This is a genomic window from Deinococcus misasensis DSM 22328 (assembly GCF_000745915.1).
Lineage (GTDB): Bacteria > Deinococcota > Deinococci > Deinococcales > Deinococcaceae > Deinococcus_C > Deinococcus_C misasensis.
Map to the genome: position 1 here is coordinate 1 of NZ_JQKG01000001.1, position 14,364 is coordinate 14,364.

The 14,364-nt window shown below is 55.5% G+C and carries 12 protein-coding genes; 3 read left to right on the forward strand and 9 right to left on the reverse strand.

From position 1 onward, the window contains the following. Together Q371_RS00005 and Q371_RS00010 are read left to right on the forward strand one after the other, a co-directional pair. Positions 1-276: ABC transporter permease subunit (locus Q371_RS00005; RefSeq protein WP_034334571.1), on the forward strand; the 276-nt coding region annotated here is incomplete at its 5' end. 4 nt (positions 277-280) lie between these two features. Further along, positions 281-1,051 (forward strand): amino acid ABC transporter ATP-binding protein, encoded by a 771-nt coding sequence (locus tag Q371_RS00010; protein ID WP_034334573.1) that lies wholly within the window; start codon positions 281-283, stop codon positions 1,049-1,051. Positions 1,052-1,179: 128 nt separating this feature from the next. Here Q371_RS00010 and smc read toward each other — a convergent pair whose 3' ends face one another. The 8 genes from smc to Q371_RS00050 all read right to left on the reverse strand — a co-directional run bounded on the left by smc (position 1,180) and on the right by Q371_RS00050 (position 11,194). Next, positions 1,180-4,485 (reverse strand): chromosome segregation protein SMC, encoded by a 3,306-nt coding sequence (smc, locus tag Q371_RS00015; protein ID WP_051963009.1) that lies wholly within the window; start codon positions 4,483-4,485, stop codon positions 1,180-1,182. After that, positions 4,482-5,027, reverse strand: a complete 546-nt coding sequence (locus tag Q371_RS00020) for a GerMN domain-containing protein (protein ID WP_034334574.1) — start codon at positions 5,025-5,027, stop codon at positions 4,482-4,484. Before Q371_RS00020 ends, smc begins: the two co-directional genes overlap by 4 nt. After that, the gene (locus tag Q371_RS00025) at positions 5,024-6,391 is read right to left on the reverse strand and encodes an N-acetylmuramoyl-L-alanine amidase family protein (protein ID WP_034334577.1); all 1,368 of its coding nucleotides are present in this window, start codon (positions 6,389-6,391) and stop codon (positions 5,024-5,026) included. The genes Q371_RS00020 and Q371_RS00025 overlap by 4 nt, the downstream gene beginning before the upstream one ends. After that, entirely contained in the window at positions 6,388-6,876 is a 489-nt protein-coding gene (gene smpB / locus Q371_RS00030) for an SsrA-binding protein SmpB (protein WP_281174262.1), read from the reverse strand. Before smpB ends, Q371_RS00025 begins: the two co-directional genes overlap by 4 nt. 33 nt (positions 6,877-6,909) lie before the next feature. Then, the gene (locus tag Q371_RS00035; RefSeq protein ID WP_034334581.1) at positions 6,910-7,719 is read right to left on the reverse strand and encodes a class I SAM-dependent methyltransferase; all 810 of its coding nucleotides are present in this window, start codon (positions 7,717-7,719) and stop codon (positions 6,910-6,912) included. Positions 7,720-7,780: 61 nt separating this feature from the next. After that, positions 7,781-8,641: a carbohydrate ABC transporter permease gene (locus Q371_RS00040; protein WP_084571129.1), complete on the reverse strand. Its 861-nt coding sequence runs from the start codon at positions 8,639-8,641 to the stop codon at positions 7,781-7,783. Beyond that, on the reverse strand, positions 8,638-9,798 hold the full coding sequence (locus tag Q371_RS00045; protein ID WP_084571130.1) for a carbohydrate ABC transporter permease: 1,161 nt from the start codon (positions 9,796-9,798) through the stop codon (positions 8,638-8,640). Before Q371_RS00045 ends, Q371_RS00040 begins: the two co-directional genes overlap by 4 nt. Before the next feature lie 160 nt (positions 9,799-9,958). Next, positions 9,959-11,194, reverse strand: a complete 1,236-nt coding sequence (locus tag Q371_RS00050) for an ABC transporter substrate-binding protein (protein ID WP_034334584.1) — start codon at positions 11,192-11,194, stop codon at positions 9,959-9,961. A gap of 496 nt (positions 11,195-11,690) precedes the next feature. On the opposite strand from Q371_RS00050, the gene asnS reads away from it, so the two are divergent. Further along, positions 11,691-12,986 carry an asparagine--tRNA ligase gene (asnS, locus tag Q371_RS00055; RefSeq protein WP_034334586.1) on the forward strand — a complete coding sequence of 432 codons (1,296 nt, stop codon included), beginning with the start codon at positions 11,691-11,693 and terminating at the stop codon, positions 12,984-12,986. Between the two features lie 98 nt (positions 12,987-13,084). On the opposite strand, the gene Q371_RS00060 is transcribed toward asnS, so the two are convergent. Further along, positions 13,085-14,341 carry a cation:proton antiporter gene (locus tag Q371_RS00060; protein WP_157442413.1) on the reverse strand — a complete coding sequence of 419 codons (1,257 nt, stop codon included), beginning with the start codon at positions 14,339-14,341 and terminating at the stop codon, positions 13,085-13,087. Between the last annotated feature and the right edge of the window lie 23 nt (positions 14,342-14,364).

Consider the following 14,364-nt stretch of genomic DNA (forward strand, 5'->3'; position numbering starts at 1 on the left):
ACCATGCTCTTGATTGTGTTGCCCCAAGCCCTCCGATCGGTGGTCCCGGCCATTGTGGGTCAGTTCATCAGCCTGTTCAAAGACACCTCCCTGGTGACCATCATCGGCCTGACCGACATGCTCGGGGTGGGGTACAGCATCACCAACAACAGCAATTACATCGGCCTGAACAAAGAGGTGTTCATCGGCATTTCGGTGATTTACCTGTGTTTCACCATTCCGATGGCCGCAGCCAGCCGCAGGATCGAAGCCAACTTGAACCGCAGCAAGAGGTAAAACCATGGGTTACACACATCCGGCCCGACTTCAGGGCGCCAAAGACATCATCATCGCCGACAAGGTCAACAAGCATTACGGCAGCTACCATGCCCTCCGTGACGTCAGCATCAACGTCAAACAAGGTGAAGTTGTCGTCATCATTGGGCCTTCCGGCTCTGGGAAAAGCACGTTCATCCGCACCATCAACCACCTTGAGCAGCATCAGGGCGGCAAGATCGTGGTGGATGGCATCGAACTCAACAACGACGTGAAGAACATCGACCAGATTCGCCGGGATGTGGGCATGGTGTTCCAGCAGTTCAACCTGTTCCCCCATTTGACGGTCTTGCAGAACATCACTCTGGCCCCCATTCGGGTGAGGAAGTGGGACAAAAAGAAAGCCGAACAGAAAGCCTACGAGTTGCTGGACCGGGTGGGCATCCGCGAACAGGCCGAGAAATTCCCCGCGCAACTCTCTGGAGGGCAACAGCAGAGGGTGGCAATTGCCAGAGCGTTGGCAATGGAACCGAAGATTCTGCTGTTCGACGAGCCAACCAGTGCGCTGGATCCAGAGATGATCAAGGAAGTGCTGGACGTGATGAAAGAATTGGCGCACTCGGGGATCACCATGCTGGTGGTGACGCACGAGATGGGTTTTGCTCGGGAGGTGGCGGACCGGGTGGTGTTCTTCGACAAGGGAGCGATTGTGGAGGAGGCCACCCCAGAGGATTTTTATAATAACCCGCAGCATGAACGCTCCAAGTTGTTTTTGAGTCAGATCCTCGGGCACTAGAGGACGTGTGACTGAGAGCATATGTAGGGGCGAGGCACGCCTCGCCCCTACATTTCCCTTGACAATATTTTATACGGATCACACGATGCTCTCGGCTCTCGGCTCTCGGCCCTTGGCCTTCGGCCTTCTCACTGCACAAACGCTTCAATGTCGGTGTTTTTGATGCTGAAGGTCCTCGACACCCCTTTGGCATCGGTGGTGACGCCCCAGAGCGCGTGGGCAATTTCCATGGTGGCTTTCTGGTGGGTGACCAGAATGAACTGGCTGCCTTTGGATGCCAGCAGCTTCAGGAAGTGGGTGAACCTGCGGATGTTGGCCTCGTCCAGAGGGGCGTCCACTTCATCAAGGATGGCGATGGGCAGGCCACGCTGGTCCTCTGGGGCTTCTGAGAGGGCAAACAGGAAGGCCAGACCGACCATGGTTCTCTCCCCTGCCGAGAGCAGGTGGATGTTCCGGGTGCGTTTGCTGCGGGGTTGCACCACCATGCTCATGCCCACAGGCTTTCCGGCTTCGTCCTGATCGAGTTGCAGTTCTCCAAGGCCACCCAGCAGTTCCTGTGCATAACTGGAAAATGCGGTTTTGACCCGTTCAAAAGCCTGAAACAGTTTCTGGTGGATGTCTTGCCTCAGGTCGCGCAGGGCATTTCGGATCTGTTCAATGGCCTGACGGGTATCCGAAATGTCTTTTTCCATGGTCTGCAGCTTGGCCGATTCCTGCTCAAATTCCTGTTCGGCCAGAGCGTTGATGGCCCCGAGGTCCAGCAGCATGCGTTCAAGGGTCTGGATGCGGGAGGTCCAGAGCCGTGCATCTCCGGCAGGCAGGGTTTCGGGTTCCTGCACTTCACCGAGGTCCTGACGCTGGGTTTCTTTGCGTGCGAGGTTCAGGCGGGTGTTTTCCAGTGCGCGTTGCAGTTCGGCGGTTCTGCGGGTCAGGGCAGCGTGTTGCTCGTTGAGCTGCTGGTATTCTTTTTCCAGAGGGGCCAGTTCAGGACGGCTCAGGGCGGCCAGTTTGCTCTGGTGCACCTGCAGTTCACGCTGGTGGTTGTCCAGATTGAGCAGGTACCCCTGAATCTGTCCGGTCAGCCTGCTGTGTTTTTCTCGGGCGGTGATGAGGCGTTGTTGTTCTTGCAGGTGGTGCTGGTAAGCGGTGTGCTTTTCCCGCACTTCGTGCAGTCTGGACAGACCCTGTTGTTCTTGCTGGCGGATGTTTTCAATGTCCTGACGGATGCCTGTAATGCTGGCCTCCAGCACCTCTACACCCTCAAAGGCAGGTCCAGAGGAAGTGGACTCCATGCGCCCACTCAGGCTTCTGAGCTGGGCCTGCAAAGCATCCCTGCGGGCAGCAAGCTGGGTGACGGTGCGCTCCAGAGCCCCTTCCTGTCCTTTTTCCTGCTGGTGTTTCAGGCGCAAGGTTCGCACCTGATCTTCGAGGCTTTTCAGCAGGTCTTCGATGTGGCGTTCCTGCTTGCGGGCCTTGTCGGCCTTGCGGTCCAGTTCATCAAGTTCGTCTTGCAGGTCGTGGTAACGGCGCTGGTCTGCCAGCACGGTCAGACCCGAGTCCTTGAGTTTTCCTCCGGTCACGGCTCCGGTGGCTTCAATCACTTCACCGTCCAGGGTGACCAATCGGGGCCTCTGGGGGTAACTGCGGGCAAGTCGGGTGGCGGTGGGGTGGTCCTGCACCATCAGGGTGTCCCCGAGCAGGTGTTCGCTGATCAAGGGGGGATCGCTGGGGCATTTGTTGTGGGCGTATCCCAGCACGCCACGCTCGGAGAGCAAACGCTGGTCCGGACGCACCCTCGATTTGATGAGGTCCAGAGGCAGGAAGGTGGCCCTTCCTCCTGCGCGTTTCAGGTGTTCAATGATTTGCTGGGCCACCTGTGCGTTTTGCACCACCACCTGTTCAAGACGGCGTCCCAGAGCAGCCGTGATGGCGGTTTCGTATTCTTCTGGAACGTTCAGGCAGTCTGCGACGCTGCCAATGATGCCGTCGATGTCGCTGTTCAGGGCATTTCTGGAACCTTCTCCGTACCTTGCGTAGCTGTTCAGGACCACTTCCAGACGCTTGAGTTCCCGTTCCAGTGGGGCTTTTTCGTTGTTGGCTCTGGAGAGGTCGTTTTTGGCGGTTTGCAGGTCTTTGCGTGCCGTTTCAAAAGCATCCAGCGTGTTCCGGTACTGCTCTTCGGTGGAGGTAACAGTCTGGCGAAGTTCCAAAAGTTGATGCTCAGCGGTGTGCAGAGCCTGCTGATCTTCTGCAATCTGGGCTTGCAGGCGTTCGGCTTCCTGCTGAAGGGTGACGTGCTGGGCTTCTTCTCTGGCGGCTTCTTGAGCACGGGTGTAGGCCTGTTTCAATTCGTTTTCTGCGGCCTGCAAACGGCGCTCTGCACTCTGGAGACGCACCTTCAGGGACCTCAGGGACGCTTCGATCTGAACGGCATCTTCCTGTGGTTTTTCTGGAACAGGCAAGCCTTCCAGAGCTTCCATTTCAGACAGCACATGCTGCTGGTCCTGCTGAAGCAAATCCAGATACTTTTCGGTGTCCCGAACCCGCTCCTCTGCGGTTTTGATCAGGCGCAGGGTGCTTTCGTATTCCGCCCGTTCGACACCAGCAGCCTGCAAGGCCAGACGCAAAGTTTCCTGACGGGTCTGGATGCCAGAGAAGCCTTCTGCTGCGGCTCTCACGTCGGTTTGCAGTTGCTGTTCTTGCTGCTGCAATTCTTGCAGTTCTCGGCTGAGGCTCTGGTGTTTGGACCACTGCACCGCTTGTGAAAGCAGTTGAAGTTCTTGGGTGTACTGGTGGTGCTTGCGGGCGGCTTCGGCTTCTTTGTGAAGCTGTTCGGTGCGTTCACGGAGCCCCGAGGCCAGCAACTCCAGTTGTTCCAGATGCTTTTCCACCTCGATCAGGCGGTCAAGGGTTTGTTTTTCGCGGTGGGTGAGGGCGCTCAGGCCTGCCGCTTCTTCCAGATACCCGAGCAGGGTCTTGCTGTCGGCGGTCACCACCCCGGAGACTTCCCCCTGACCGATGGCTGCGAGGCCACCGGGACCCAGACCGCTGCCCCTCAGGGCATTCTGGATGTCCCGGACCAGCACATTTTTGCCCAGCAGTTCCTGTTCGGTGTCTCCATCCCGGTACACCCGACGGGCCAGATTGAGGCGCTCGGGAAGGTTGCTGCGGTGCATTCCCGAGAGCTCCAGCATCACCTCGGCCAGCCCGAGGGAACTTTTGCCCTGACTGCCGTGAAAAATCAGCTCGGTGGCGTTGCCAGCCCGGAGTTCGCGCACTCTGGCGGTGTGGGTGGCCCAGCGGATCGCTTCGATGACATTGCTTTTTCCGCTGCCGTTGGGGCCAATCACAGCGTTGATGCCAGACACAAATTCAATGCGGGTTTTTTCTCCGAAACTCTTGAAGCCTTGCAGGCTGATGGATTCAATTCTCAAGGACAGCTCTCCCGGTTAAACGCGTTGCGCAGGTCCACGTGGCCTGCCAGGCTTTCCACGGTTTTTCCATCCACCATGAAAGCCACATCCAGATTGTTGGGGTTCAGGTCCAGCAAGGTGCGGGTGATGGTGCACACCAACAGCAACTCCGAAGTGCTGCCAAAAGTCTGGTTTTTCCATGCTGCCGGAAGGTTCACATAATAATGCCCTTCGCGGGTGAACACATCTGGCACTTCACCCGTTTTGGGAAGTGTGGACACGCTGCCTTCGGCCTTGGGGCCATCCATCAGGGCTTTCAGGGCCGTTCTGGCAAAGGTGGTTTCATTGTCCACAGCAAGTTCGATGGTGCGCTCTTCGGTGCGGTACTTTTCCAGAGCCGCATCGTTGAAGTACAGGCGCACATTTTTGCTGACGGTGGCTGGCCCGGTGTTCAATTCATACTCGGGCACTTTGGGGGGCAAAGTCACCACGTAATAGAAAATCCCGGCTGCAGCCAGCAACAGCAAACAGATGATGTTCACAGGGGTCAGCACTTTGTTCATGGCTTGGGGTCCTTGTTGGGGGTTTCGGTGGCTTTCTGGTCTTTGGGGGTCAAGTAAACGGTGATGCCTCTGGCAAGCGCGAGGGACAGGGTGTCCAGATAGGAGGTGTCTTTCAGACGGGCAAGGTCCTGAGGGTTCTCGGGAAAGCCAATTTCCACCATCAGGGCAGCCTTGGGGGCCTCTGCCAGCAGGTACAGGTCACGGGTGGGCCTGAGGCGGGTGTCGATTTTGACCCGCGAAAGTTCTGTCCGTACAGTGTCCCCAAAGGTTTTCAGGGATTCTGTGCTGGTCACGCCCAGAGACGGCTGGGCTTCGCCTCGCATCTGCCGGATGTATTCGAGGTGTTCATCGCCAGACTGGTAGGACAGGACCACGCCTGTCTGGTTGTTTCCGGGGGCATACCCGAGATGCACACTGACAAAAGCATCACTGGTGCGGGCCAGAGCTGCACGTTCGGTCAGAGACACCGCCACATCATTGGTGCGGGTGTATTTGACGGTCCAGCCTGCTTTGGAAAGGGCCTGTCCCATGCGACGCACCACTTCAAGGGTCAGTTCTTTTTCGATGACCCCTCGGGTGCCTCCGGTGTCGTTGCCTCCATGGCCAGCGTCCAGCACGATCACGGGCTTCAGGAGGCGCTGTTCCAGAGCGGTCTGCTTGCTCTGGAACGAGGTCCCCACATCCAGCACCAGTCGGGCTTTCTTGTCGGAAAGCGGCGAGAAGTAAAACTGGTAACCCGCACCTTTGGGCAAGGGGGCCTGAATGAGCAGGTCATTTCCGGCCACTTCTGCCTTGATTTTGGGCAGGAATTTGCCAGTGGTGGTGTAAGTGGTGCTTTTCCCGGAGATGTTTTTGACCAGCAATTTGACTTCGGTGCTGCTGGACTGGTCGAGCACCCGCACATTCTGGTCGATTTCAAAAACCACCCGGTCTGCTTTGGCATCCACTTTCGAGGCGACATTGCCCAGCGTGGCTCTGGGAATCACCAGTTGGTTGCCCGAGTAACTGATTTGCAAGGCAGAGGCCACCTGCTGCACAGGCACAAAAACCCCACGGTTCACCAGAATGGCTGGAAACCCGGTGGTGGTCTGGTCGTTGACCTGCACGTAATAGTTCTGGGTGATGCCTGCAACAGGGTTGGTTTCGATGGGCAACGTCAGGGTGTTTTTTCCGTAACGCACACGCACGGTGCTGCGGTCCACAGAAACCAGAAAGTAAGGGCTCAGAAATTCTGCCCTCACATAGCCAACCCCGTAGTAACTGATGCTCTGGACCCGCTGGTCCCCAATGCCCAGAGATTGCAGGGTGTACTGGGCAAAAGCGGTCTGGAGCAACAGCAACAGGAGGACAACAAAACGTTTCACAATTCCCTGAGTTCCCGTTTCATGGTTTTTTCTGCCTCTGCACGGCGCTTGTCATGCAGCTTTTTGCCTCGGGCCACCGCCACCTCCACTTTGATGTACTGGCCTTTGAAATACAACTTGGTGGGGATCAGGGTCAGGCCTTTTTGCACCAGAGCTTTTCTCAGCTTGACAATCTCTGAACGGTTGAGCAGCAGACGGCGCTTGCGGCGCGGCTCGTGGTTGTTGTAAGAGCCTTTGTCGTAAATGGGGATGTAAAGCCCTTCCAGTTCAATGTTGCCATTCTCCAGACGGGCAAATGCGTCACGAAAATCCACGCCTCCAGCACGGATGCTTTTCACTTCCGTTCCGGTCAGGACGATGCCAGCCTCATAACGCTCCAAAATTTCATACTCGAAGTTCGCACGACGGTTTACGTACACGACTGACATTCTATCCTCTTTTCTTGAACGTGTCCTTAGATCACATGAGCCAGAGGGGGCCTTCAAAACCCCGAATGGGTCTGATCCAGCAGGCTTTTTTCAGGGTTTGATGCCCACCGCAACAAAATGAGGGCTCAAAATGGGGTCTTTTTCCACCAGACGGGCCGTTTCCAAAATGCGAGTCCGTTTTCCATGATCCTGCCAAGCCATTTCGAAATCTGGAATGGCCCATGCCGGCCCTTCAATCCCGAGCATCTCTTGCACCTGAAATCCAGCCTGCTCCAGTTCGGCCTTCATGTGCTCTGGATGGTGAAAAAAAGCATCCATGAACAAATTGGGCCAGCTTTCGGGCTTGTGGTGCAGTCCCGTGTTCACTTCCTGCTGCACCATCTCAAAATAATCCAGATCCCAGAGCCATTCCCGATGAATTCCCACCATCAGGGAGGCCGTGTGGGTGATGCCACACGCCAGCACTTTCCCTCCGGTTTTCAACACCCTGAAGGCTTCTGTCAGGGCCTGATGTCGGTCACCCTGTTCCATCAGGTGATACAGGGGGCCTTGCAACAACACCACGTCCATGGAGGCACTGTCAAAAGGCAAAGCACGGGCATCTCCCACCTGAATGGAGGCCAGAGCAGGCACCCCTTCAGCGTTCGTCAGATTTTGAGCTTCATGGATGTGCTCTGGTGAGAGGTCCAGCAAATGCACCTGATGTCCCAGAGCAGCCAACCAGAAGGCATAAACCCCATGGGCTCCTCCAACATCCGCAATGAAAGCAGGGCATTCTGGCACATGTTTCAAGACCATTTCGCGGGTTCTTTGGTGTTCCAGAGGTCCAATCCCTCTGGACAGACGAGCAAATTCATTTCCAGTGGCATAAAAATGCTGAATTTCAGAAGCAGTGTCCATGGGAACATCCTAAACAAAAAAGCACTCTGGCAACATTGCCAGAGTGCTTAAGAAGGTGTGCTTAACCTTTGACCGAACCGGCCAAGAGTCCACGGATGAAGTACTTGCCGAGGAAGATGTACACCAGCAGGGTGGGCAGGGCAGCCAACAGGCTTCCGGCCATGGGGAGGTTCCATTTGACGGCCTCGCCACCGGCCAGTTGGGCCAGAGCCACCGTGATCGGCTGGGAGTCGATGTTGGTGAGGGTCACAGCGAACAGGAACTCGTTCCAGACCTGGGTGAACTGCCAGATGATCACCACCACAAAACCCGGAATGGAGATGGGCAGGATGATGTTGCGGTACGCCTGGAAGAAGCCTGCACCGTCGATTTTGGCGGCTTCCATCAGTTCGTCGGGCACTTCAGAGTAGTAGTTCTTGAAGATCAGGGTGGTGATGGGAATCCCGTAAATCACGTGGACCAGCACCAGTCCCCAGATGGAGCCGTACAATCCCAGGCTTTTCAGGGTCTGGAAGATGGGAATCAGGGTGCTCTGGTAAGGAATGAACATCCCGAACAGCATCAGGGCAAACAGCAGATCGCTGCCCCAGAATTTCCATTTGGAAAGGATGTAGCCGTTCAGGGAGCCCAGCATGGCAGACAGCAAGGTGGCCGTGATGGTCAGGATCAGGCTGTTCTGGAATTTGGGCAGGAACAGGTTCATGGCTTCTGCAAAACCCTGCCAGTTGGGAACGGTGGGAGGAATCCATGCTGTGGCCAGATTGATGTTGGCCGGATCTTTGAACGCAGTGATCACCACCATGTACATGGGGATCAGGAAGAACAAGGAGGTGATCCCGAGCACCACGTAAACCACAGGAAGCGGAATCAGGGATTTGTGGGCACTGCCGTGGGCAGCAGCCTGAGGGGCAGCCTTGGTCATCTGCGGTCCTTTCTCAAAGAGGTGTACAGGTAGGGCACGATCACTGCGGCAACCATCACGAGGAGCACCATGGAGATGGCGGCACCTTTGGCGAACTGGTTGCTGCGGAAACTGGTCAGGTACATCAAGAGGGCAGGCACGTCGGTGGTGGCATTGTCTGCACCTGCCATGGCAAACACCAGGTCGAAGATCTTCAGGCTGATGTGACCCAGAATGATGATGGCACTCAGGGTGATGGGGGTCAGCAAGGGGAAGATCACTTTCTGGTAAATCTGAATTTCTGTGCAGCCGTCCACACGTGCAGCTTCACGCAGGTCCTCGGGCACACCGCGGATCCCTGCAAGGTACAGGGCCATGGTGTATCCGGCCATTTGCCACACGGCAGCAATAATGATTCCAACAAAAGCGAGGTTGAAGCCGTGGGTCTCTGGAAGGGGATACAGCCACTCGGCTCCTCTGCCCCAGATGGAACCCCAGACGATCAGAACCAGAGCGGAGACCAGTGCCACAATCATGCGGGTCTGGTTGCGCTGGGTGAACGCCTGATAGGCAATCCAGAAGAACACCAGTCCCACCACCAGAGCGGTGTAAAAGGGGATGTCCTGCCAGTTGAACTGGAAAATCTGGTCCCGGGAGTTGAGCCACTGGAATTGGGTTCCGAACAGCTGGTTGAAGCCCCCCTCGGGTTGCAGCAGCCAGCGCCAGATGGTCCCGGTCACAATGAAACTCAGGGACATGGGGAAAAGAAACAGGGTGCGGAAGAAACTTTCACCTTTGGGATTCTGGTCCAGCATCACAGCAAGAACCAGTCCCATGCCCAGACTGCCAGCAATGAAAAAGACGGTGAAGAACAAAGTGGAAACCAGGTCCTGACGGAAACGTTGGTCCAGCAGGCCAGTGAACAGTTCTTTGTAGTTTTCAAAACCGATGTACTTCAGCTGGGGCTCCAGAGCCAGAGCCTGTGCAGGGTCACGCCCCCAGTCGGTGAGGGAGGTGTACATGGTCTGGCCAATGAAACCGTAAACAAAAATGCCCACCAGAATGATGCTCGGGATGAGCAACAGGGCAGCAAAGATGCGGTCCATGTCCAGTGGTTTGCGGGTGGCCGTCTTGGGAGACGGAGTGTTCTTAAGGATGGGTTGTTTTGCATTCGCCATGGTGCGGCTCCTGATGGTGTACACAACACAGAACGCCAAAAAATTCCTGCCTGTTCTTGGGAAGGAAGGAAAGAAGACGTTCTGTCTCCCTGTGAAAAGGGGCCAGCTCACCCTCCGGTGAACTGACCCTCGGGAGTTTTAGGAGTTGTGTGGGGAAATCTTACTTGCCCAGGTTGGTCTGGGTGGCAATGGCTTCTGCAGCATTGGCAGCTTTGGAAGCGCTCTTGGTGGACAGGTAGATTTCCATCACGGTGGCGAAGTTGCTCATGAAAGCTTCGTTGGCAGCAGCGCCGTGCACCAGGCTGCCCACGATCTTGTTGGTGCGGAAGTCTTTTGCAGCAGACTGGGAGTACTTGTTGTACTTGCTGAGGTCAGAGTCATTGCGGGGAGAGATGGAACCCTTGATGGGGTTGAAGGCATCCTGTCCAGCTTTGGAACCAATCAGGCGCAGCCAGTTCATGACTTCGGTTTTGTTCTTCACGCCTTTGGGCAGGCCGAAGGCGTCTGCCAGCATGATGAAGGTACCGCCGGTGCCGGGGGAAGGCACATAGCCGAAGCCCACTCCGGGTTCGAGTTTCAGGGTGGTGGAGAGGTATCCAGCAGCCCAGTCGCCCATGATGTTGAAGGCAGCGTCGCCAGCGACGACTTTATCCACAGCCTGTTGCCAGCTGAGGCCAGAGGCATCGGAGTTGGTGCAGGCCAGCACTTTACCGAAGTTTTCCCAGACTTTCACAGCTTTGGGGCTGTTGAATTTCAGTTTGCGGTTCCAGAGGTTCAGGTAGTCGGCGGGACCGAGGGTGCCCAGAGCCACGCTTTCCCACAGGTGCTGCTGGGTCCAGTTTTCACCGAGGGCCAGAGGGGTTACGCCTTTGGCTTGTAGGGATTTGCAGACCGTGAAGAATTGATCCCAGGTTTTGGGAGGGGTGATGCCCCACTCTTTGAGTTTGCTGGGGACGTACCACATCACGTTGGAGCGGTGAACGTTGACCGGAACCACCCAGGGTTTGCCGTTGGTGCTGATCAGGTCCAGCAGGCCTTTGGGGTAAACCTTGTTCCAGTTTTGCTCTTTGTAGAGTGCGCTGAGGTCTTCCATGCGGCCTGCAGCCACCCAGGTACCGGTCAGTTCTTGACCTGCGTGCACCTGGAAGGAGTCTGGTGGATCGCCACCGAGCATGCGGGTTTTCAGCACTGCACGGGCGTTCACACCGGACCCGCCGGTCACGGTGGCGTTTTGCACATCTACGTTGGGGTACTTGGCTTTGTACTGTTTGATGAGGGCTTCCAGAGCGGGTCCTTCATCTCCAGCCCACCAGGAGAAGATCTCCAGTTGCTTGGACTGGGCTGCAGCAGAGGCGGCCAGCAGCGAAACGGTTACAGCGGCGAGTACTTTCTTCATGGTTGCTCCCTTTCCACCTTGATCAGATTGTGATGTTGTTACTCAAACCGTAACTCCATCCAATGCACCTGTCAAGGCCTCCCTAAGTGTCCTGATGTGATGCCTGCATCCGCACGATCCGACATCCCTTCCATGGCGGCAACATGGTGGGCGTGGTGATGAACTGTGGGCTTGAAGCAAGAACCATATGCTGTCTGCGGCTCAAACAGCATACTTAGTTTTCAGAACAAACTAAAGGTATCAGAATCCCCGCAGCCTGTAAAGCCCCCTTTCAGAATTTTTCAGAAATGCATCAAAATGCGTTCTGAAAGCGTTTTCATCCGGTTTTGTCCTGTGCTTTCTCAGTATAACTTCAGGAATGTTCCAAAAGCTTACAAAGTTTTTGGTGGATCAAGCAGGTCGGTTGAAGCTCTGGAAATCGGTCAAAAAAGCCATGGGAAGGTTCTTCACCTTCACCCTCCCAGAAATTGACTGGACAACTTATAATCAGTGCGTTATGACGCTCATTCGTGATCTCAAACAACATGCCGAGCAGACCGTCACCCTGAATGTCTGGCTCACAGGAATCCGCTCCAGCGGCAAAATTCATTTTCTGCAAATCAGGGATGGCTCGGGTTTCATGCAAGCCACTGTCTTCAAAGGGGATGTCTCTGAAGAAGTGTTTCAAACCGCCAAACGCCTGCAACAGGAAGAAAGCCTGACCCTCACCGGTCTGGTCCGATTGGACGATCGTGCACCGGGCGGTGTGGAACTCAGTGTCCGTGACATTCAAGTGGTGGCAGACAACGCTGCCGAATACCCCCTCACCCCCAAAGAACACGGGATTGATTTCCTGCTGGAACACCGTCACCTCTGGCTGCGCCACAAACGCCCATGGGCCATCATCCGCGTGCGGGATGCCGTGCAAACCGCCATCAATGATTTCTTTCATCAGGAAGGATTCATCCGTTTTGATGCGCCTTTTTTCACCCCCAACGCAGCAGAAGGCACCACCAACCTCTTTGAAATCAACCTGTTTGATGAAGACAAAGCATACCTGAGCCAGTCCGGGCAGCTTTACGGAGAAGCCGGAGCTCTGGCCTTTGGCAAGGTGTACACCTTTGGTCCCACCTTCCGGGCAGAAAAAAGCAAAACCCGCCGTCACCTGCTGGAATTCTGGATGATCGAACCCGAGGTGGCCTACGCAGAACACAAAGACAACATGGCCCTGCAGGAACGCATGATCAGCTTCATTCTGACGCGGGTGCTGAACCAGTGCCAGGAAGAACTCAAGATTCTTGAGCGGGACCTCGACAAGCTCAAGCCGGCTTCTGAAGGCAATTTTCCTCGCATCACTTACACTGAAGCTCTGGAGATCCTCAAAACCTATGGTCGGGACATCCCGTGGGGAGAGGATTTTGGTGCACCAGACGAAACCTTGCTGGGCAACCACTTTGACCGTCCAGTGATCATCGAGAAGTACCCCACCAGCATCAAAGCTTTTTACATGCAACCTGACCCCGAGAACCCCGATGTGGTGCTCTGTGACGACATGATCGCCCCAGAGGGTTATGGCGAAATCATTGGTGGCTCAGAACGCATCCACGATTATGAACTGCTGAAAAGCCGCATCGAGGAACATGGCCTGCCTCTGGAGGCTTTCGAGTGGTACCTTGACCTGCGTCGCTTTGGCAGTGTGCCACACAGCGGTTTTGGTTTGGGGCTTGAAAGATTGGTCTCTTGGATCACTGGCATTGACCACCTCAGGGAAGCCATTCCTTTCCCACGCATGCTCACCCGCATGTACCCCTGAAGCCCTCCCGAAATGACTGAACACACCAGAGCCAAACCCTTGGGTTTGGCTCTGGTGTTATGGTTTTCCAACTTGATGTGGATGTTTTGAAGGCGCTTTCAAACCGATTGTGCAGATCGAGCAGGGACCTTTCCAATTTCCTGACGGGACAAATGCAATCCCAGACGAAAAATGGGGGTGGCCATCAGGGTGGTCACCACAGCCATCAACACCATGATGCTGAACAGCACAGGACCGATCAAGCCCATTTGCAAACCCACATTCAAAACCACCAACTCCATCAAACCTCTGGCATTCATCAGACCCGCCACACTGAGGGCCTGAGCAGGTGTTTCTCCAGAACGCCATGCGGCGTAACCACAACCCAACAATTTGCCTGCACAGGCCAGAACCACAATTCCTGCTGCTGCCAGCCAACTGTGCCATCCCTGAATCAATTGCATCTGGGTGTTCAGTCCTGACACCACGAAGAAAACTGGCAGCAACAAATGGGTGGTGAGGGGCACCATTTTTTCTTCCCATTCTTTGACCATCCACCCTCTGGGTGTGACGACCCCGAGCACAAAAGCCCCGAGCACAAAATGCAAACCCAGAGCTTCAGTCAACGCTGCATACAGAAACAACAAGACCAGAACAACAGGCAGACCATAAACCTGCTTTCCTTTTCCCTCAAGATGCTGCATCCATTTGGCCAGCAAAAGCTTCAGAACCCCAAAACTGAACACCAGCAAAACCACCAGTCCCACAGTCATCTGAAGGACTCCACTGGTGGAACCTCTGGCCAGAACCAGAACCCCCGCCAGAAGCATCCAAGCAAACGCATCGTCCATGGCTGCACTGGCCAGAGCAAGCCCACCCAACCTCGAACAGGTCATGCGAAATTCAGACAGGATGCGGGCCAGCACCGGAAAAGCCGTCACAGACATGGCCACCCCCAAGAAAAGAACCCCCACCCACGGGTTGCTGTTGTTTGGAAAAAAACCGGGGGTATCCAGCAGAACAACACCTGCAAACACCCCCAAAACCAGAGGCAACACCAGTCCGCCCAATGAAATGGAAAGGGCTTTGTGGCGCATTTTGCGGATCTGGGCAACGTCCAGTTCGAGACCCACCAGAAACATGAACAACACCAGTCCAATGCTGCTCAGGCCCTTCAACAGGTCCACGGTTGCGGCTGGAAACAATTGGTGTTGCCATGTGGGCAGCAACCATCCGAACAAAGACGGGCCCAGAGCAATGCCAGTCAAGATTTCGCCCACCACCTGAGGTTGCCCCCACCTCCGCATGGCCAAGCCCACCAGACGGGCGACCAGCACAATCACAGCAAGTTGTAAAAACATCAATGTCAGGTGCACAACACAACCATCCTTTTGAATTT

Excerpts from the sequence above, each read along its gene's own strand:
- asnS (WP_034334586.1), top strand. The coding sequence starts at position 11,691 with ATGACGCTCATTCGTGATCTCAAACAACATGCCGAGCAGACCGTCACC.
- Q371_RS00035 (WP_034334581.1), bottom strand. The coding sequence starts at position 7,719 with ATGGACACTGCTTCTGAAATTCAGCATTTTTATGCCACTGGAAATGAA.
- Q371_RS00040 (WP_084571129.1), bottom strand. The coding sequence starts at position 8,641 with ATGACCAAGGCTGCCCCTCAGGCTGCTGCCCACGGCAGTGCCCACAAA.
- Q371_RS00010 (WP_034334573.1), top strand. The coding sequence starts at position 281 with ATGGGTTACACACATCCGGCCCGACTTCAGGGCGCCAAAGACATCATC.
- Q371_RS00020 (WP_034334574.1), bottom strand. The coding sequence starts at position 5,027 with ATGAACAAAGTGCTGACCCCTGTGAACATCATCTGTTTGCTGTTGCTG.
- Q371_RS00045 (WP_084571130.1), bottom strand. The coding sequence starts at position 9,798 with ATGGCGAATGCAAAACAACCCATCCTTAAGAACACTCCGTCTCCCAAG.
- Q371_RS00050 (WP_034334584.1), bottom strand. The coding sequence starts at position 11,194 with ATGAAGAAAGTACTCGCCGCTGTAACCGTTTCGCTGCTGGCCGCCTCT.